This window comes from Vibrio sp. D401a (genome assembly GCF_030248515.1).
Taxonomy (GTDB): Bacteria; Pseudomonadota; Gammaproteobacteria; order Enterobacterales; family Vibrionaceae; genus Vibrio; species Vibrio rotiferianus.
In genome coordinates this window covers 68,441-88,918 of record NZ_JAHGAI010000002.1, presented here as the reverse complement: position 1 = coordinate 88,918, position 20,478 = coordinate 68,441, and the positions used below count along the sequence as shown (strand labels likewise).

17 protein-coding genes are annotated in these 20,478 nt (G+C 45.0%); 11 read left to right on the top strand and 6 right to left on the bottom strand.

What is annotated here, in order from left to right; translation table 11 throughout:
• Positions 1-76: 76 nt before the first annotated feature.
• A complete protein-coding gene (locus KIV41_RS02675; protein WP_045389342.1) occupies positions 77-2,068 on the bottom strand; it encodes a methyl-accepting chemotaxis protein in 1,992 nt (663 codons plus the stop codon).
• A gap of 232 nt (positions 2,069-2,300) precedes the next feature.
• Between KIV41_RS02675 and hinT the strand changes: the two genes are divergently transcribed.
• The 7 genes from hinT (at position 2,301) to KIV41_RS02640 (ending at position 8,552) form a co-directional block, all read left to right on the top strand.
• Positions 2,301-2,651, top strand: coding sequence for a purine nucleoside phosphoramidase (gene hinT / locus KIV41_RS02670; protein ID WP_045389338.1), 351 nt, complete (start codon positions 2,301-2,303; stop codon positions 2,649-2,651).
• Between the two features lie 66 nt (positions 2,652-2,717).
• Entirely contained in the window at positions 2,718-4,112 is a 1,395-nt protein-coding gene (locus KIV41_RS02665; RefSeq protein ID WP_082038746.1) for a COG3014 family protein, read from the top strand.
• A complete protein-coding gene (locus KIV41_RS02660) occupies positions 4,112-4,504 on the top strand; it encodes a YcfL family protein (protein ID WP_010447119.1) in 393 nt (130 codons plus the stop codon). The genes KIV41_RS02665 and KIV41_RS02660 overlap by 1 nt, the downstream gene beginning before the upstream one ends.
• 87 nt (positions 4,505-4,591) lie before the next feature.
• Positions 4,592-5,182: a penicillin-binding protein activator LpoB gene (gene lpoB / locus KIV41_RS02655; protein WP_038882760.1), complete on the top strand. Its 591-nt coding sequence runs from the start codon at positions 4,592-4,594 to the stop codon at positions 5,180-5,182.
• A gap of 63 nt (positions 5,183-5,245) precedes the next feature.
• Complete coding sequence (gene thiK / locus KIV41_RS02650; protein WP_285335615.1) at positions 5,246-6,124, top strand: thiamine kinase; 879 nt, start codon at positions 5,246-5,248, stop codon at positions 6,122-6,124.
• Positions 6,125-6,202: 78 nt separating this feature from the next.
• Positions 6,203-6,742 (top strand): alpha/beta hydrolase YcfP, encoded by a 540-nt coding sequence (gene ycfP, locus KIV41_RS02645; protein WP_038882762.1) that lies wholly within the window; start codon positions 6,203-6,205, stop codon positions 6,740-6,742.
• A gap of 520 nt (positions 6,743-7,262) precedes the next feature.
• A complete protein-coding gene (locus KIV41_RS02640; protein WP_005431677.1) occupies positions 7,263-8,552 on the top strand; it encodes an NAD(P)/FAD-dependent oxidoreductase in 1,290 nt (429 codons plus the stop codon).
• An 87-nt stretch (positions 8,553-8,639) separates the two neighbouring features.
• Here the strand turns inward: KIV41_RS02640 and KIV41_RS02635 are convergent, their stop codons facing one another.
• The 4 genes from KIV41_RS02635 to KIV41_RS02620 all read right to left on the bottom strand — a co-directional run bounded on the left by KIV41_RS02635 (position 8,640) and on the right by KIV41_RS02620 (position 14,078).
• Positions 8,640-9,188, bottom strand: a complete 549-nt coding sequence (locus KIV41_RS02635; protein WP_038883814.1) for a GNAT family N-acetyltransferase — start codon at positions 9,186-9,188, stop codon at positions 8,640-8,642.
• A gap of 75 nt (positions 9,189-9,263) precedes the next feature.
• Positions 9,264-10,034 (bottom strand): peptidoglycan binding protein CsiV, encoded by a 771-nt coding sequence (locus KIV41_RS02630; protein WP_082038728.1) that lies wholly within the window; start codon positions 10,032-10,034, stop codon positions 9,264-9,266.
• A 7-nt stretch (positions 10,035-10,041) separates the two neighbouring features.
• A complete protein-coding gene (gene mfd, locus KIV41_RS02625) occupies positions 10,042-13,503 on the bottom strand; it encodes a transcription-repair coupling factor (RefSeq protein WP_252041785.1) in 3,462 nt (1,153 codons plus the stop codon).
• A gap of 5 nt (positions 13,504-13,508) precedes the next feature.
• The gene (locus KIV41_RS02620) at positions 13,509-14,078 is read right to left on the bottom strand and encodes a PilZ domain-containing protein (protein WP_010447134.1); all 570 of its coding nucleotides are present in this window, start codon (positions 14,076-14,078) and stop codon (positions 13,509-13,511) included.
• Between the two features lie 266 nt (positions 14,079-14,344).
• Here KIV41_RS02620 and lolC point away from each other — a divergent pair, with 266 nt between their 5' ends.
• From lolC to lolE, 3 genes are read left to right on the top strand one after another with little or no spacing between them, the layout of a single operon-like run.
• Entirely contained in the window at positions 14,345-15,553 is a 1,209-nt protein-coding gene (lolC, locus tag KIV41_RS02615) for a lipoprotein-releasing ABC transporter permease subunit LolC (protein ID WP_071235725.1), read from the top strand.
• Positions 15,546-16,253, top strand: a complete 708-nt coding sequence (lolD, locus tag KIV41_RS02610) for a lipoprotein-releasing ABC transporter ATP-binding protein LolD (protein WP_285335614.1) — start codon at positions 15,546-15,548, stop codon at positions 16,251-16,253. Before lolC ends, lolD begins: the two co-directional genes overlap by 8 nt.
• Before the next feature lie 2 nt (positions 16,254-16,255).
• Positions 16,256-17,500, top strand: coding sequence for a lipoprotein-releasing ABC transporter permease subunit LolE (gene lolE / locus KIV41_RS02605; protein WP_010447140.1), 1,245 nt, complete (start codon positions 16,256-16,258; stop codon positions 17,498-17,500).
• A 198-nt stretch (positions 17,501-17,698) separates the two neighbouring features.
• On the opposite strand, the gene KIV41_RS02600 is transcribed toward lolE, so the two are convergent.
• Positions 17,699-18,208, bottom strand: a complete 510-nt coding sequence (locus KIV41_RS02600) for a DUF2062 domain-containing protein (protein WP_010447143.1) — start codon at positions 18,206-18,208, stop codon at positions 17,699-17,701.
• An 8-nt stretch (positions 18,209-18,216) separates the two neighbouring features.
• Between KIV41_RS02600 and KIV41_RS02595 the strand changes: the two genes are divergently transcribed.
• Positions 18,217-20,472: a DNA internalization-related competence protein ComEC/Rec2 gene (locus KIV41_RS02595; protein WP_252041786.1), complete on the top strand. Its 2,256-nt coding sequence runs from the start codon at positions 18,217-18,219 to the stop codon at positions 20,470-20,472.
• Positions 20,473-20,478: the final 6 nt, after the last annotated feature.

Below are 20,478 nucleotides of genomic sequence, written 5' to 3'. Positions count from 1 at the left end.
AACAAGGGCGACCTTATAAAAAGTCGCCCTTGTAGAGTCAGTTGGTATCTAAAATCGTTACAAATTATATCTTAATCTATAGCTTGAAGCGGTGTACCAATTCATTTTGCTGATGAGCTAAATGCGTTAGTGATTCACTCGTCGCAGCAATGCTTGCCATCGCATGGTAGCTCTTATCTGCAATGTTATTGATGTCTTCGATATTTCGAGCAATGTCAGCAGAGGTTTCACTCTGCTCTACAGCTGCTTGCGATATATGTGTGCTCATCTGACTGATTTCGATGATTAACGCTTGAATTTCTTCCATCGAGCTGTTGGCTTTGGATGCTTGTTCAACCGACATCTCCATGTCACTCATACAACTCTCAATGACTTGGCTTGCTGATTGTGAGCTCGTTTGAAGATTGCTGATCATGGATTCTATCTCAGTCGTCGACTGAGTGGTCTTAGAGGCCAAAACACGTACTTCATCAGCAACGACTGCAAATCCACGTCCTTGTTCACCTGCTCGCGCTGCTTCTATAGCTGCGTTTAGTGCAAGTAGGTTTGTTTGTTCAGCAATGTTACGAATTACATCCAAGATCGAGCCAATTTGACCGCTCATTTTTTGCAACTCTGCAACAGCCGATACAGACTCGTTTAGTCTCGTCTCAAGTTGATTGATAGTAGAAATATTGCTGTTCATGATATTTCTACCTTGATCAGAAGCCGTTTCTACTCGCTGCACCATTTCTAGTGAACCTTGTGCACTTTGAGCGACTTCCTGAACAGAATGAGACATCTCAGTCATTGCGGTTGCTACGTTCGCTGTTTGCTCACGTTGATTATTCAACTGCATTTGTGCCTCTGATGAAGTTTGTTCATTTTCAGAAGCAGTATTGGAAAGGTTGTCAGAAGCGTCGTTTAGCTTCACAAGAATGTTGTGTAAGCTGTCTGCTAGCGTATTGATATGCCCACTGACACGACTGAATTCGTTGTTGTAACGATTATCAATGCGTTGAGTCATATCGCCTTCAGTGAGGCCTTCTAGCACCTTTAGAATACGAGTCAATGGTTCACGTACGCTATGTGCAATGTGGTAACCAATGGCGGTTGCAAACAGAACGACAACAACAGCGATAACGATGGCTTTAGTAACACCATTCGAGTAGATACTTCCAGCCTCTGACAGTGACTCTTCCAATTTATCCGTTGCTGTTGTGGTAAATTGCTCGAGGATACCCATTGTTGTATCTACTTTAGTGGCTAGGTTGGCGATGTTGTCGTACAGAGCTGAACGAGCGGTTAAGTAACTATTATGCTGATCAAGTACCCCGCCTCGTTGGCCCACATCGCGAGTAAATTGTTCAACGGATTCACCAAACGCATCTTTTAAAGCTGGTAATTGCGTAGCGAGGCCACGGAATGCGTAGTTTAAGTGTGTTACCGCTTTACGGTTTTTCGCGACAGCTTTAGTTACGAACTCGGGGTTATTGCTGGCTAAGGCATCTGAAGTGATCACTTCGGCGTCTTTTAGCTTAATGAAATAGCTCTTGGCCATGACTTTAACTGAAATACTCGATTGATCGGCAATATACTCCTTCATACCAACCGACAGTTCAGTGTTTAGCTTTTGGAAGCGACGAGAGGACTTCTGCACTTCTTCTTGTGCAGCAAACATCGCCTCATAGTTGTCCATGGCTTCTTTAGCTTCAGAGAAATAGCTCTGCTCAATTTCTTTAAGCTGGGCGAAAGGTTGTGCCAAAGAAGGGTAGATACGGCTGGCTGTCTCTAGTTTCCCTAACGTAGAGGTAAACTGTTCTTGAGATTTAGCAAACTCCTGACGCATCTCATCCATTCGTTGCTTATTCTCTGTTGTGAGAAAGTCTTTAAAAGACTTATCGGCTGACAGAAGTTCAACACTGGTTTGGTTTGATAACGAAACCAGTGGTAATGAATTCTTTGAAACGGTTTCAAACTTGTTATGAATATCACTCATCCCACTCATCATAATGGTAATCGTGATGGCAAACAGAATTATGATCAGTGCAAAGCCTGCATACATCCGTTTAATTACTGACCCACGCATAATTAGCGTCCTCTCCCAGAAACAAGACAAAAAAATAGTTATGTCTTAAAAAATTAACAAAATTCCCTGAATTGTATTGAGTTTGAGACGCACGTTTTATGACGCACACGACAAAAAAAACTTCTATGTAACAGCTTATATTGATAATGTTAAGTGAACACTGTTTTTTATTGAGCTAAGCCTAGGGTTGGCGCATACTAAAGCGGTTACACACCTTATAAATGGAGTACCCATGGCGGAAGAAACCATCTTTAGCAAAATTATCCGTAAAGAAATCCCTGCAGATGTTCTTTATCAAGACGATTTAGTAACGGCATTTCGAGATATTAACCCGCGTGCGCCGAGCCACATTCTAATCATTCCGAACAAGCTGATTCCAACAACGAATGACGTAGAAGCAGAAGATGAGGCGATGATGGGGCGTATGTTCACTGTCGCGAAAAACCTGGCTAAAGAGGAAGGCATTGCAGAAGACGGTTACCGTTTGATTGTTAACTGTAACTCACATGGTGGCCAAGAAGTTTACCATATCCATATGCACCTAGTGGGCGGGCGCCCTTTAGGCCCAATGGTTCTGAGCTAATTGGGTAAAAGTGGGTGGGTAATTCCACCCATGATTTCTCGTCTATACACATTTGCGGAGATGAATTTGAAACATGGTGTGAAGCTATTTGGATTGATGAGCTGGATCCTGCTTGCTACAGGATGTGCAAACCTATCCGCTGGCAATCTGTTCAGCCACTATAGCGACCAAAATAAACAAGTTTATCAAGCGGTGGTTGCTGGTGATTATGCCAAAGCTGAGCAACTGCAATCTAGTGATGTTGGTGGCGATATACTTGGTAATTTTGAGCAAGGTCGAATCTCATTTCTTGCACAAGATTATCCAACAAGCTTGAGTGCACTCGAAGACAGCGATCGTGCGGTACGCAAACAACAAGATCGCGCAACCATCTCTGTTACGGAAACAGCGACCAGTGTGGGTTCTCTGGCTGTTAACGACAATTTAAACGAATACCAACCCGCCGACTACGAGCTCGGTTTCTTGCATTTGTATCTAGGTTTGAATTATCTACAAAAGAACGATCTAGAGGGGGCATTGGTTGAAATGCGCCGTGCAAACCAAGTCCAAGAGGCGGCGAAGAAAGCACGTGAAAGGGAACTAAAGCGAGCTGAGAAGGATCTTAAGAAGCAAGGTATGTCAGCAAACTTAGGTAGCGTATTAGCAAACTACCCAGACGCAGGCAAAAAGCTCAGCTCAGTACAAAATGGTTACTTGTTCTACCTTTCAGGGCTGCTTTATGAAGCATCAAGAGATTTGAATAGTGCGTACGTAGACTATCGTCGTGCACTCGCCGTGATGCCTGATAACAAGCAAGTCATTGACAGTACGATGTATGCGGCGAAGAAACTTGGCATGCGTCAAGACCTGCGTATGTTGGAAAAGCGCTATGGTAAAGCGCCTTCGGGGCTAAGCAAGTCACAAGGCCGCGTGATTGTGATTGATGAGCAAGGTGTGGTGGAAGCACTGCAAGGTTGGCGTATTGATTTGCCTATTTATGACAGCCGAGGCGATGGTGCAATTTATTCTCTTGCACTGCCATACTATCCGAAACGCGGAACGCAACGTTTTGGTGATGTTGCGCTGAATGGTAACAAGCTACCTTCAAGTACATTAGCCGACGTGAATGCGATGGCACAGAACGATTTGCAAGAGCGTCTAACCACGATTGTGATTCGCCAAGCGATTCGTGTTTGGGCAAAAGACAGAATTCGAAAAGAAGCCGCCAAAGGTGATGATGTAGGCAATCTTCTTTTCAACGTATGGAACACATTAACTGAACAACCTGATACCAGAAGTTGGCAGACCCTACCAGGAACGGTGAAAACCGCGTCAAAGGTTGTGAGTCCGGGTAAGCAGAGCTTAAATGTCGGAGATCAGGTGTATCAATTTGAAGTGCCAGCACAGCAGACAACATTGGTATGGGTTTCCCGTCAGGGATTGCATTCCACGGTTTGGCATAAACAACTAGGGAGGTTGTAATGAGAGCATGGCTTATAGGTTTGGTTGTGATCATTGGTTTGGCGGGATGTGCGGATAACACCGCCGGAATCCGAATTGATGGTCAAACACAGAAGGTTTTCTTTAACGACAATGTTTTGGGTAGTCGTTTATTGGTAGACAACATTACCACGACTTATGTCGATGACCGTCCGCGCGGTGTTGTGCAGTTGAGCAGTAACTACAAAGGTGACCAGCACATTCTTTACCGATTCTACTGGTATGACAATACTGGTTTGGAAGTAAACACGAAAGCTGGCCCTTGGCGAAAAATGATCGTTCGTGGTTTTGAGCAAGTCTCTTTGTCCGAAGTGACAGTAAATCCGAACGGGACTCAGTTCCGCGTACAAATTCGCGAAGCACAAGATAACTAACTCGGTTCGAGTAACACATTTTCGGCAGCTATGCTGCTTTACTAAGGTCGAGATACCTTGGTAAGAAATACAAATTAAGGAACTCTCATGAAAAAAAGTATTATCGCTCTTTTAGGTCTTGCCGTCATTTTGGGTGGTTGTTCAAATAAAGTTTCATATGGCGATGCTCAGGCGACAGAAACAACGACGATTGACTTTGGCTCTACGGATTTACAAAAAATAGCCGGTGAAATGGTTGATAGCATGATGATGTCAGGATCTGTTGCTGCGATTACTCGTGACCAACGTCCAATCGTATTTGTAGAGCGTATTAAAAATAAAACGAGTGAGCACATTGATACTGAGTCTATCACCGATACTATCTCTACTAAGATGCTAAACTCTGGTAAGTTTCGTTTCGTAGATATGGACCGTGTTGAGTCTGTCCGTGAGCAACTTAACTTCCAAAATAATGATGAGCTTGTGAACCAGAGTACCGCGATTCAGTTCGGTAAAATGGTGGGTGCGCAATACATGCTTTACGGTAACCTTTCTAGCATCGTGAAAAACGCGGGTAGTGACAAAGATGTGTACTACAAAATGACGATGCGCTTGATGGATCTAGAAACCGGTCTTATTGAATGGGCGGACGAAACAGAGATTCGTAAAGAGCAATCTAAGAGCTTATTTGGCCTTTAATCTTTCCCAATACCTGACTATTTACTGAGTAAGGTAGTAGGAATTTGAGTGGAGAAGTTATGAATGGCATGGTTTTCTTGGCAACAAGCAAAGCAACTTGATCCGAGTTTAAGTGTATTAGACGGCTTCTTCGCTGTCCCTCCAGTAAAAGTTCAAACGGTTACTGGGGGGCTAACTAATCGTTGTTGGCGATTGGAAACTTCAGAGGGTGTTGCATATGTCTGGCGACCAGCCAGTGTTGTGTGTAAGGCCTTTTCTATTTCTCGCCATAATGAGTATCAAGTTCTCAATACTATAGAGCCTTTGCAACTGGGTCCAAAGCCTGTTTTTGTCCATGAGCTTGGCTTGTTGGTTGAGTGGGTAGAAGGAGAGACGCTCACTCGGAAGGGGATAGAACTCAAAGAGCTGTTACCTATTGCTGCATGCATTCACCAATATCCTGCTGGCGCAATTCCTTTGGTGCCGTTTTCATATATCTCACGAGTTGACCATTATTGGATGCAGTTGGAAGGTGTTTATGAGAACACTGAGTTTGAGCAGCTATACCAAAAGTGGCGCTCTGAACCGTCTGTTGCGCCTGTGCCTGTCTCTTTATGTCACTTTGACCTTGGTTGCTACAATCTTGTTCGAGGTCAGGAAGGGGTAAAAGTGATTGACTGGGAGTATGCTGGATTAGCCGATCCGCGTTTAGACCTGACATTGGTTCTCCAATTGGCAGAGGCTCCAATTGTTCAAGGTGTTGAGAGCTACTGTGCTATTCGAGAGATAGAAGATGTTCAGCTTTGGATTGATGGCGTAAAAGCATGGCAACCGAGAACACTCATGATGGCTATGTTGTGGTATTTATTGGCTTATAAGTTATGGGGTGATGAACAATACTTAAACAGTGCGAATGAATTTAAAGACTCATTATGTATTGAAGATCACTGTTTTGAGACATAATGACATTTGTCGCTTTCACCACATGGAAATAGTGGTAGTTTAAAGTGAAGTACCAGATATACACAGGGAGAGGTACAAATGATTATTTACTTGCATGGCTTTGATAGTACAAGCCCAGGTAACCACGAAAAAGTTCTTCAACTTCAGTTTATCGATGATGATGTTCGTTTCATCAACTATAGTACACTTCATCCTAAGCATGATATGCAGCATTTACTCAAAGAAGTATCTAAAGTAATCGACCAGTCTGATGATCCAAAGCCTCTAATTTGTGGTGTAGGTCTAGGTGCATATTGGTCAGAGCGAATCGGTTTTCTTTGCGGCATTAAGCAAGTGATGTTCAACCCGAACTTGCATCCAGAGAATACAATGGCAGGGCGTATTGACCGTCCTGAAGAGTACGAAGACATTGCGACCAAATGTGTCGAGCAGTTTCGTACGAAAAACAAGGATCGCTGTTTGGTGATTTTGTCGAAAGAGGATGAAATCCACGACAACTCGAAAACCGCGGCAGAACTGGATAAACACTACGAAATCATTTGGGATGAAACCCAAACTCATAAATTCAAGAAGATCTCACATCACCTGCAAGCGATGAAGGCATTCAAAAACGCCTAACTTGCCCTAGAGAGAACAAACTTATCTTGTTTAAACAGCACTTTTCGAAGTGCTGTTTTTGTTTCTACTCGTGCTCAAACGAACGACACTGATTCTGCAAGATTTTACATTTTGTATCGATTTATCATCTTGATTTATTGATTTAACCTTTTGTGGCACGAAAACGATACCGTAAAGCAGACGAAAATTAGCCAATCCGTATCTCTAGTAAGGATTTTTGTTGCCATCAAAGTATTGCTCTATATAATGAACTTGGTAAAAATAATTTGATAAATATCAAAAAAAATTGAGAGCGAGTAAAAAACTTGCCCATTTGTTGTCTGAGATCGTGTGTATCAGGCAAGTAAACCGATAACCGTTAATCCGTAATTAAGCATAAATAATATGGTATCGGCATTTATCCAAAAGTGAGCTCACCTCTAGAGACCAAAGAATTCATCGGTTGGATGTATGACCGCAATGTGATTGTGAGTCAGCATCGAGCTGAACCCATATATTCATTTTTGTAGAGGATAACATTGTGACACGCATTATCGTTGTAGGCGGCGGTGCTGGTGGCCTTGAGTTGGCAACCAAACTGGGCCGCACTCTGGGTCGTAAGAACCGAGCGCAAATTACACTGGTAGACCGTAAAGCGAGCCACTTGTGGAAACCATTGTTGCACGAAGTAGCAACAGGTTCTTTGGATGAAGGCGTGGATGCATTGAGCTATCGTGCTCATGCGAAGAACCACAGCTTTGACTTCCAAATGGGCAGTCTTCAAGACATTGACCGTGAGCGTAAAGTGATCATTCTAAGTGAGCTTAAAGACGAGCATGGCGAACTTCTAATGCCAAGCCGTGAGCTAGAATACGACATTCTAGTGATGGCTATCGGCTCGACATCAAATGACTTCAACACACCTGGAGTTCGTGATAACTGTATCTTCCTAGATAGCCCTGAACAGGCACACCGTTTCCGTAGCGAGATGAACAATGAGTTCCTAAAGCTGCACGCGAAAAACGGTAACGGCACAGTCGATATCGCTATTGTTGGTGCGGGTGCAACGGGTGTTGAGCTATCTGCCGAGCTTCACAACGCAGTGAAAGAGTTGCGTACTTACGGCTTTGGCGACTTAGATTCTAGCAAGCTAAACGTGAACTTAGTTGAAGCAGGTGAGCGCATTCTTCCAGCACTTCCACCACGTATTTCTTCTGCGGCGCATCAAGAGTTGGTTAAGCTTGGCGTAAACGTGCGCACAGCTACGATGGTGACGCAAGCGGATAAAGACGGTCTGACGACGAAAGACGGTGAGAAAATCCCAGCACAGATCATGGTATGGGCTGCGGGCATCAAAGCCCCTGATTTCATCAAAGACATCGCTGGTCTAGAAACTAACCGTATCAACCAGCTTGTGGTGAAAAACACGCTACAAACCACGCGTGACGATGACATCTTCGTTATTGGTGACTTGGCACAATGTACTCAGCCTGATGGCTCTTTTGTACCGCCACGTGCTCAAGCGGCGCACCAAATGGCCAGCCAAGCCTTCACTAATATCGTTGCTAAGCTAAATGGCCGTGAACTTAAAGCTTACGAATACAAAGACCACGGCTCTTTGGTTTCTCTAAGCCGCTTTTCTACGGTTGGTAGCTTGATGGGTAACCTAACCAAAGGTTCGATGATGGTTGAAGGTCGTATTGCTCGCGTGGTTTACATTTCGCTATATCGCATGCACCAAATGGCGCTGCATGGCGTGATTAAGACGGGCCTGATGATGTTGGTTGGCCGTATCAACCGCGTACTTCGTCCAAACTTGAAGCTACACTAATACTTTATGATTTGGCTCTTTACTCTGATTTGGTAAAGAGCGAAATAAAGGTCAAAACAAAAGCCACCGTATATCGGTGGCTTTTTTTTATTCTAAATCGCTAGGAAGCAGTGAATACACTACGCCATCTTTCGGCTTGCCATGGAAGATAAAACGGTTTCTGGCAACCGCTTCTTTCTGTGCTCCAATGGATTCAATTAACGCCTGACTAGCGGTGTTATCTAAATCGCAGACGATTTCTACGCGAGTCAAATTGAGCTTGGCGAAACAGAATTCCGCGAGTGCGCGAATGGATTCTTGCGCATAGCCTTTGCGTTGATAGCGGTCCGCTACCCAATAACCAATACTCGCCATATTGAAGGTATGGTAAAGCTCATTCACAGCGGCCATGCCAACGAGGTTGCCACTTTCACGTTCATAAACACCAAAACCGAAAGCCTCTGTCTTAACCCAGTTCAATCGTGTTGCCAGCAAAAAGTCTTGGGCTTCTTTGAGTGTGATATCTTGATTACACCAATCGAGCCAATGGTGCAGAGAAGGGGACTCAGCCAGTATACGTTGTAGGATGTGTGCTTCTTCTGAAGGAATAAGCCTGAGTGCTAAACGAGGGGTGATGATTTCAAAATCAGGGCTCATGAACCAATACAACTTCCATGCTAGATTCTAGATAAAATAAAGCGCAGCAAATGCTACGCTTTAATTTTTTAATGATTATTGAACGCGACGCACTTGGATGATCATGCCCATTAATGGGTTGTCTAGGTAGTGAGTCTCACTACTGCGCATACGACGCTTCTGATCCATACGGTAGCTCTTCAAGAACGTTTCTTCAGTCACTGTAGGTGAAATTTCAGCTAGGTTTCCTACTTGAACATTCCCTTCAACTTCACCAAACTCTTTTGATTGCTCTTCTAGAGGCTGTGCCTCGAAACGAACTTCACGAACACTTGGCTCTCTAATGTCCATCGTAGTTTCTGCAAATAGATAGTGCTGAACGTAAATTTGTAGCTTTCCATCCAACTCGTATAGTGGTCCTGTAATACTTTCTTCAGTGTAACCATCAGATTGTAAAGACAGAGCGTTACCGTTTCTTTGGCTGCCATCAGAGTTGTATATTCCTGAAAAGTCTTTGCCGCCTACGATACGAAATACGGGAGCGCTTGCCTTACCACGGTCGCCTTGTCTCCAAGCTACGTGCTTAAGCACTTTAAAACCAGCGTGGTTACGTAGAGCGGCTTCCTGAGAGTTTAATTGATAAGCTGAACGAGGTAGGAGAGTAACGCCTTTAGCTTGGCGATATGAATCACTCTCTAAACTGCCAACATTATCCATCTCAATTTTTGGAAGTTGATTTGGCCAAGACTCAGTGGTGCTTTCTGCGTCTACTGCTCGCTTGAAAATAATTACTTCAATATCAAACTGACGCGCAGCCCAAGATGGCATTGAAACGCATAGAAGTAACAATGGGATCAGTATTCTCATTCGACTATTAGCTCGTTGGTAATAAATTCTGTTTAAAATCATTCAGTAAGTCTTGAACAAACTGAATGCGTTTACGTCGGTCCGTCAATGGTACGCTAAACTTGAACTTAGTTGGACCTTCCATTGCAAATTTTTGCGGCTGTGATTGCAGGAGTTTAACTAAATACGCTGGGTTTATGTCAGCATCAGGGTAAAACTCAATGAATCCCCCCTTATCATGCGCCTCAATCTTCTTCGCCTTGAGACTTCCTGCCCCAATTTTCAGTTCTGAGACAGATAGAAGGTTCTTCGCAGCATCTGGTAACAAACCGAACCGGTCAATCAATTCTACTTTTAGCTCAGACAGAGCCTCGTTATCAGTAACACTTGCAATGCGCTTGTACATGGATAGACGAGTGTTCACGTCAGGAATGTAATCATCCGGCAGTAGAGCGGGGATACGCATTTCTATCTCTGTCTGCTCGCGAAGCAGGTCATCCAGTGATGGTTCTTTACCTTCTTTCAATGCTTCAACCGCTTGTTCAAGCATCTCCATATACAGTGTAAAGCCAACTGATTGAATTTGACCACTTTGTTCGTCGCCTAAAAGCTCACCAGCACCACGGATCTCAAGATCGTGTGTTGCTAAAGTGAAGCCTGCACCAAGATCCTCCAGTGAAGCAATTGCATCAAGACGTTTGATGGCATCTTTGGTGATCGCTTTCGGATGCGGTGTCAGCAGGTAAGCATATGCTTGGTGGTGTGAACGACCAACGCGACCACGAAGTTGGTGCAATTGCGCCAAGCCTAGGTTGTCAGCACGATCCATGATGATCGTGTTGGCTGTCGGAACGTCGATACCCGTTTCGATGATGGTGGTACAGACAAGCAAGTTGAATCGCTGATGATAGAAGTCATTCATGATGCGTTCTAACTCGCGCTCACGCATCTGACCATGGGCGACGGTCACTCGCGCTTCTGGAATCAGCTTTTGCAGATCTTCTGCTGTCTTTTCGATGGTTTCGACTTGGTTGTGGAGGAAGTAAACCTGGCCACCACGCATGATTTCACGTAATGCCGCTTCACGAACGACGGAATCCTCGCGTTGACGTACAAAGGTCTTGATTGCCAAACGACGGGCTGGTGGTGTCGCGATGATAGACAAGTCGCGCATACCACTCATTGCCATGTTTAATGTTCGCGGAATCGGAGTTGCGGTAAGCGTAAGGATATCCACATCGGCACGCATCGCTTTTACTTTTTCTTTCTGGCGCACGCCAAAGCGGTGTTCTTCGTCAACAATCAATAGCCCAAGGTCTTTAAACTTGATGTCGCTAGAAAGTAGCTTGTGAGTACCTACCACGATATCAACTTTGCCGTCAGCAACATCTTGGAGGATGACTTTCTGTTCTTTTGCCGATTTAAAGCGCGATAGTACTTCAACGCGAATTGGCAAGTTGGCAAAGCGGTCACGGAAGTTTTCAAAGTGTTGCTGTGCCAGCAGGGTGGTAGGCACCAATACTGCGACTTGTTTGCTGTTGTCAGTAGCAACAAATGCAGCGCGCATTGCGACTTCTGTTTTACCAAAGCCTACGTCACCACACACTAGGCGGTCCATGGCTTTCGCTTGGCACATGTCAGACAGAACAGCATTGATTGCCATCGACTGATCATCAGTTTCTTCAAACGGGAAAGTCGCTTTGAAGGTCGCGTATTGACCACGGTCGAGAGCAAACTTGTAACCCGGTTTCAACTCGCGCTTAGCGTAAACGTCGAGAAGCTCGGCAGCCACGTCACGGACTTTTTCAGCGGCCTTACGACGAGCCTTCGCCCATGCTTCACCACCGAGTTTATGTAGCGGCGCGCTCTCTTCAGCACCACCTGAGTAACGGCTGATTAGGTTTAATGAAGACACAGGAACGTAAAGCTTGGCATCGTTTTGATACTCAAGGGTCACGTACTCTGTTTTCATTCCACCGGCTTCAAGTGTTTGCAGGCCAATGTAGCGGCCGATACCGTGGTCGATGTGTACCACTGGCTGACCTGGTTTTAGCTCGGCGAGGTGGCGAATGACGGTGTCACTGTTGACGGTCTTTTTGTCTTTACGACGACGCTGAATTACGCGATCGCCCAGTAGATCACTTTCACAGATAAGTGCGAAGTTCAGCTCTTCGTGAATAAAACCATGTTCTGCTGCGCCTAAGATCAAGCTGAATCGATCTTTGGAATCCAAGGCTTGGTAAATTGATTCATGTACCACAGGGCGAATTTTGATGCCTTGTAGTAATTCAGTCAGTGCTTCTCGGCGGCCTTCGGATTCTACCGAAAAGACGATTTTTCCTGTGAATTGCTCACTAAACTGGCGTAGACGAGAAAGTGGTTCTTTGTTCTGCTGTTGTACACCCAGTTCAGCCAGAGACTGTACTGCGAGGTTTTGGCGACCAGCACGTTTTACAACTTTATCTAGACTTAACAGGGCTTGAGGCAGTTGCTTTATTTGCTTGAATAGCTCGTCCTTTTTTAGCCACAGTTCATGAGGGGCTAATAACGGGCGAAGTGGATCGATTTTCTTTTGGTCGTAACGATAGTCGACGTCATTCAAGAACGTATCCACAGCGGCTTCGATGTCGCCATAAACGATCAGTTGTGAATCATCTGGTAAGTAATCAAACAGGGTTTCTGTGTGCTCAAAGAACAGTGGCTGCCAGTATTCGATACCTGCAGGCCATGTCCCTTTGGTTACTTGCATGTAGATGGACTCGGGCTCGCGACGAGCTTCGAATTGCGTACGCCAACGAGTTCGAAAATCTTCGATTGCTTCTTTTGTGGTTGGAAACTCGTGCGCTGGCAGCAATTGGATTTGCTGAATGTCGTCGATCGAACGTTGATTTTCTGGATCAAAGGTACGGATGGTATCGATCTCATCATCGAAGAAGTCAATACGATATGGATCGGAACTGCCCATCGGGAACAAATCAAGGATTGAACCACGGCTAGCGTATTCCCCCGGCCCAAATACTTGATCCACATGACGGTAGCCAGAATTATCTAATTGAGTACGCAGTTTTTCTAGTGAGAATTGATCGCCTGTTTTCACCATCAAAGTATGTTGCAGCAAGAAGTCGCGAGGAGACTGGCGTTGTAAGATGGTACTGACAGGTACGATAGTTACACCACTGCGTTGGTTTGGCAGTTGGTATAAGCGTGCAATTCGATCAGAAATGATTTCTTGGTGCGGAGAAAAGTTATCGTAAGGCAGCGTTTCCCAATCAGGGAATAGACTGACTGGCTGATCGGTGAACTGTTCAATTTCTGCTTGAAGCTTCAACGCAATTTGTGGATCTGGTACAACAAGCAGAGAGTGGCTAGCATGCTGTTTCGCCAGCTCTGCGATTGCCATAGGTAATGCTCCGCCGGGTAGGTTGCCCAGCTGTTTTTTATCGCCACGCTCAGACGGATTCGTGACGGAGAGAATCGTTGCTTTTGTCATGGTACTTATTTGTTATCTCGCTCTAGTGAGCGCTGACGGAGTAGTTTTTGCTGCTGGTATAGCGCGGCTTTAATCAATAAATCTTGGTCTGCTTCTCTAAGTAATTTGTACTTGAGAGTGACCAGATGCCCTTGTTCTGATGGTTCGCATTCTATTACCTGAGCGTAGCAGTAAATCGCAGCGGCTGGGTGGTCTAAGAAGAGCTTCACCCGAACCAATTGCCCTACCTCTACCAAAAGGTTGGAGCGGTAGCTTAATTGACTGGCACCAAATTGCGTGGTTTGAGAGCGCTGGGCGGGGTCGTCTTGCTGAGAAAGCATAAAGCTTAGCAAAAGATTAAGCTTTGAATTTTGCGTATCCAACAAGCTGATTACGTGTTTAAGATCTTTGTTCTGTAGCTCTAACCGGGCACTATCAGCGAGCATATCCAGTTGACTAAACTCGCTAGCCACAATGAATGGTGCAGGGATTTCTGCGAGAAATGATTCTTCACTTGGCAAAAGGTAATCTTCACTCATCACCTCAACATTAATAGTTAGGTTGTGGTGTACGGTGAAGTATTCTTGCTCAGTCATATTTAGTGTCCTTTTGCCAAACGAGCACTTCTCTTTCCTATAGTGAAAGAGGAAGGTAAGGCATTGATTATCGCTAACTGACTTAACTTATCAAGTTTCCTTGCTCTGTCAGGCTGAACTTTCTTAGAGAAAAATGGACTTATTGCATGTCGTTGACAAATTTAGCGATTATCTTGTCTTCTTCATAGTAAGAGTAAGGTAAGATAACCGGTATTAATTAGCTAAGTATTGGCTCCATTATTAGAAAACCAGTTGGTTTGTCCTATATGTATCATCCTATCTCTTTGTTTATTGGCATAAGGTATCTTCGGGGACGCTCCGGGGATAGATTCAGTCGATTCGTTTCTTACATGTCGACCGCAGGTATCACGATTGGTGTGATGGCGTTGGTGACAGTACTTTCGGTCATGAATGGCTTTGAGGCTCAGCTAAAGGAACGCATCCTAGGTGTCCTTCCTCATGCGGTGATTTCCCAGCACGATGGTAAAACGCCCGTTAGCGAGACTGCGCCCCAATTTATCCAAAACATGTCGACAATCGCTGCGCCTGAACCGATTGTTCGCGGTGAGGCTGTGATCCAAAGTTCAGCGCAGCTAACCGCTGGTTACTTGATTGGTATCGAGCCTAAACTTGGCGATCCTATTTCTAATCACTTGATCGCTGGCCGTTTATCCTCGCTACAAGCGGGTGAGTATAAGGTTTTCCTTGGTCACAGCTTGGCGCGCTCTCTTAAAGTGTCGATGGGTGACAAAGTCCGCTTAATGGTGACCAATGCGACGCAATTTACCCCATTAGGTCGAATCCCAAGTCAACGTAACTTTACGGTGGCGGGCATCTTCAATACTGGCTCTGATGTTGATGGCCAGCTCATGATCGTCAATATGACCGATGCTTCTAAGCTGATGCGTTTGCCAAAAGATACGGTGTCGGGCTGGCGCGTATTCTTCTCTGACCCATTTATGGTGACCGAGTTTGCAGATAAACCAATGCCTGACGGTTGGCAGTGGAGCGATTGGCGAGCGCAGCGAGGCGAGCTTTTCCAAGCGGTGAAAATGGAAAAGAACATGATGGGCTTAATGCTAGGCCTGATTGTTGGCGTTGCGGCATTTAATATTATCTCTGCGTTGATCATGGTGGTGATGGAGAAGCAATCGGAAGTCGCGATTCTCAAAACTCAAGGCATGAAGCAATCTCAAGTGATGGCGATTTTCATGGTGCAGGGCGCGAGTAGTGGTGTGATTGGTGCGATTGTTGGTGGCGCGGTCGGCGTTGCTTTATCGCTCAATCTCAATGCCATTCTGGAAGCGGCAGGCGTTGCCTTGTTTAGCTTTGGTGGTCACTTGCCAATCGTGATTGATTCATTCCAAATTTTATTAGTGGTAGTGCTGGCGATTGCTCTGAGTCTAGCTGCCACTGTTTACCCGTCTTACCGAGCATCTTCTGTTAAACCTGCTGAGGCACTTCGCTATGAATAAGCTATTAGAATGTCGTGATATTCGTAAAGTCTACCGAGAAGGCTCGTTAGATACGGAAGTGTTGAAAGGCGTGAGTTTTGATCTCGACAAAGGTGAACTGGTTTCTATTGTTGGCTCATCTGGCTCAGGTAAGAGTACGCTGCTGCACATCCTTGGTGCTTTAGATGATGCATCTCATGGTGAAGTGGATTTTCTAGGGCAGAACTTGTCTGCGCTAAGTTCAAACAAGCAAGCGGCACTACGAAACAAACACCTTGGTTTTGTCTATCAGTTCCATCACTTATTGGCTGACTTTACCGCAGTAGAAAACGTTGCGATGCCATTGTTGATTGGTGGCGCAAAAGTCGCGGATGCAAAAGCGGAAGCAAAAGCTCTGCTAGAGAAAGTTGGCCTAGGACACCGCATGGACCACCGTCCTTCGGAGCTGTCTGGTGGCGAACGCCAACGTGTTGCCATTGCCCGTGCTTTGGTCAACAAGCCGGATTTAGTATTGGCGGATGAGCCCACGGGCAACCTAGACCACAATACCGCATTGGCGATTTACGATTTGATGCGTGAGCTAAACCAGGAATCGAACATCGCTTTCTTGGTGGTTACCCACGATAACGAGTTAGCCGCGAAAATGGACCGTCAAATGCACATGCAAGATGGGTTGCTGGTGGATCGCTTTACTATTCAAACAGCGACTGCGGAGGGCTAATTTTGTTTTCATCTTTAGCATTGATGATCGGTGGCCGTTTTAGTCGCGCGAAAAAGCGCAACAAGATGGTGTCCTTCATTTCTCTCTCTTCCACCATTGGTATTGCGGTTGGTGTTGCGGTGATCATTATAGGTCTATCCGCCATGAACGGTTTTGAGCGTGAGCTACAGTCACGTGTTTTATCGGTAATCCCACATGGGGAGTTAGAAGGGGTAAACGGTCCGCTACATAACTACACCAAGACCATGAACCAAGCCTTGAAGCATGAACACGTTGTCGCAGCGGCGCCTTATGTTCGATTTACTGGCTTGGCAGAGAAAGGCAGTAAGCTTAAGGCGATTGAAGTGCGCGGTGTGGATCCTGCTTTTGAACAAGCGGTGTCGAGCATGTCGGAGTTCATTGACCCAGAAGCATGGCAAAACTTTTATGCGGGCCAACAGCAAGTGATTTTAGGCCGTGGTGTGGCGAATGAGCTTAAAGTAGATGTAGGTGATTACATTACTTTGATGATTCCCCAGACTGGCAGCACTAATAAGGTTCAAGCACCAAAACGAGTTCGCGTTAAGGTGGCTGGATTTTTGACTCTTAATGGTCAAATCGATCACTCATTGGCTTTAGTGCCTCTGGAGGATGCACAAGCTTATGCGCGCTTGGGTGATGGTGTCACGGGTATTTCGCTTAAGACCGATGATGTACTTAACGCGCCTTCCATTGTGCGTGAAGTGGGTAGCCTGATTGATGTGTATGTTTACCTGAAAAGTTGGCAACAACAGTTCGGCTTCTTGTACCGCGATATTCAGCTCGTTCGTACCATCATGTACTTGGTGATGGTATTGGTCATAGGTGTGGCGTGTTTCAACATCGTATCGACACTAATGATGGCGGTGAAAGATCGCGCTGCCGAGATTGCGATTCTTCGTACTATGGGCGCAAAGGATGGTTTGATTAAGCGTATCTTTGTGTGGCAAGGCGTGTTCTCGGGTGTATTTGGCAGTCTTGCTGGCAGTGTGGTTGGTGTTCTTGTTGCGTTAAATCTCACTCCAATCATCAAAGGGCTAGAAGCTTTGATTGGTCACCAATTTCTTTCGGGGGATATCTACTTTGTCGACTTCTTACCATCACAATTGCATTGGCCTGATGTTGCTTTGGTTTCAATTACGGCGATTGTGCTCAGCTTGCTAGCGACATGGTACCCTGCATCCCGCGCGGCGAAACTTAATCCAGCTGCGGTATTGAGTTCAAAGTAGTTGATAGAACTTAGCGAAGCGCTGGTAACTCACTGACACAAAAAGGACCGAATCTCGGTCCTTTCTTTTATCTGCAATCTAACTATCATCTCTGCTGTGGCTCGGTAGCTTTCATACTTGAGTTACAACACCTTTCACGCCGAACGTTAAGCATTTTCCATTCGATGCTTTGCAACCTGCCAATTGAAGAATAAGTACTTATCGTATCTTACGTTTTTGCCAGCTTCTTACTACTGAGTAACGCCAAAGTCCGCGAATACCAAAGTAGCCAATAATGGCAGAACCAACACCACAAATGGCACAACCAAGTAAAAATGGAGGCCCAATGGTGTTCATTTGCTCCATGATGAACTCCCACGACAGTTCAAAGTGGAAAGGCTGTGGTGGTACGTGCATGACCAATGCACCAAGCTTATAAGCAAAGTAGAACAGTACTGGCATTGTAATTGGGTTACTGATCCAGACAAGTGCTACGGATAGAGGCAAGTTGACACCAAGCATGATGGCAAGACCTGCAGCCATGATCATCTGACTCGGAAGCGGAACAAACGCCATAAACAGACCAACAGCAAAAGCACCTGATGCAGAGCGACGATTTAGACACCATAAGTTTGGGTTGTATAAAACGTTGCCGAAGACTTTCAGTGCTTTTTGGCGCTTGATCATTTCATGATCTGGCATGAAGCGTTTTATCAGCTTTCTAGGCATAGGACGACATGACTCTCTCAGAAAAAAGTTTGGCCTTGGCGTTATTTGTAGCAAGCGTTTTTTCATCTGCGTGGTGGCCGATGATGCCGAGTTGGCATTGGTTGCTGCTGGGTATTTTTGCCGTTGGCTCAATAATCAAACTACGTCGAGGCTTAATGTGCATTGGCGTAATTTGGGGCTGTATGGTGGTTATTGCCCATGGCAATGTCATGGAACAACAAAAACAAGCCCTGTTTAAAGCAGGGGTGAATATTACCATAAATGGCAAAGTTGACAGCCCTTTTACGCAAATAAGTCACGGATATGAAGGAATTGTCGTTGTTAGCCACGTAAATTCTCAATATCTCTTACCATTTTTTAAACCAAAAGTTCGGTTGATAACCTCAATTCCACTTGGTGTTAACAGTGAAATTAAGGCGGAAGTAGAGTTAAAGCCGATTACGGGCTTAAAAAACGAGGTTGGTTTTGATTCAGAAAACTTTTCTTTAAGTCAGGGTATTGTGGCAAGAGCGACTTCGATGAAAGACAGTCGCTGGATTGTTCGCTCAAAAAGCGCTCTCAGACAAACACTCATCGCGCGTATTAACGCCAGTATTGCAGGTTTATATAATGAACCTTTAATAAGAGCTCTGAGTTACAGCGATCGCTCATTACTTACTCCCGACTTATGGAAAAGCTTGCGAGACAGTGGACTTATTCATCTAGTATCCATTTCTGGTTTACACATTGGCATGGCGCTCTCATTTGGCTGTTTTCTTGGCTTTTTGTTTCGTCTTGCAATTCCGTGGGCTAATCATTTGCCCTACATCTTTGGGCTAGTTTTCGCTGTTGCTTATTCTTGGCTTGCTGATTTTTCGTTGCCAACTGTGCGCGCCCTAAGTGTATGCGCGATCTATTTGTTTCTTAAGTACCATAAACTGCATTGGCCAAATTGGAGGGTTTTACTGCTAGCCGTTAGTGGGCAGCTTTTAGTCGAGCCGTTTTCTTTCCTAGGTAGCAGTTTTTGGTTGTCTTACTTATCGGTAGTTGCGGTGCTTGTTGTACTTAACATTGTTTGGATGAACCAATATAGTTGGCTTAACATTTTGAAGCATATCATTGCAGTTCAACTTGCGCTGTCGCTGTTCATTTTGCCAATTAGCGGCTATTTTTTTTCAGGTTTTAGCGCAGTATCTCCCCTTTTTAATCTGATTTTTATCCCTTGGTTTAGCCTGGTTGTGGTTCCTATGATATTTATAGCGCTACTTTTCACCTGCTTGACCGCAGATGTTTTTAGTTGGATATGGATATTCGTCGATGGGGTACTTTGGCCTCTAAATTGGGCGTTAGGATTGGCTGAGGAAACTTGGTTTGCTGTTAGTGATGACTCACTTATTCTTATAACGTTGATATTGTTTTGCTCATTTGGGCTTCGTTTTCTTACTGTGAATAGCATCCTACTCATCATCGGTATTGCCACGCTCTATCTCGTCTTTCCCTTTAAACAGTACTACTGGCGTGTTGATGTTTTAGATGTGGGCCATGGTCTGTCAGTGTTGTTTGAGAAAGACGGTAAGGCATTGCTCTATGATACGGGGAAATCATGGAGTGGGGGGAGCATTGCTGAAAGAGTTATCTCGCCTATCCTACATTCAAAAGGGCACTCTCAAATTGACGCTTTGATCCTCAGTCATTTGGATGATGACCACGCAGGAGGAAGGAGGTTTTTAGAAGAGAATTTTGAACCTAATGATAAGTTCAGTAGTCAGCTTCTGCCGGATTACCTTCCTTGTATCGAGGGTGAAGTCTGGTATTGGCAAGGTTTGAAGTTTGAAGCAATCTGGCCACCTAAATTAGTAAAGCGTGCTTTTAACCCTCACTCGTGCGTCATTAGGGTCGTTGATCCTGTTTCTAATTTTCGAATTTTACTAACCGGAGATATCGAGGCCATAAGTGAATGGATTTTAATCAGACGACCAGAACTGTTAGATAGTGATATCGTGATTGTCCCCCACCATGGCAGTAAAAGTTCTTCTAATCCCAAGTTTATTGAAGCAATAAACCCTCAAATAGCCATCGCTTCTTTGGCTAAAAATAATCGGTGGGGGATGCCATCCCCACTTGTACAGCAGGCTTACACGTCTTTGGGCACATCATGGTTTGATACTGGAGAATCTGGGCAGGTGAGTATTTATGTATGGCGGGATTTTTGGCGATTAAAAACTCAACGTAACAAGATGTTTGAGCCTTGGTATAGGCAGATGCTGCGTAAGGGAGTAGAATAAGAGTCT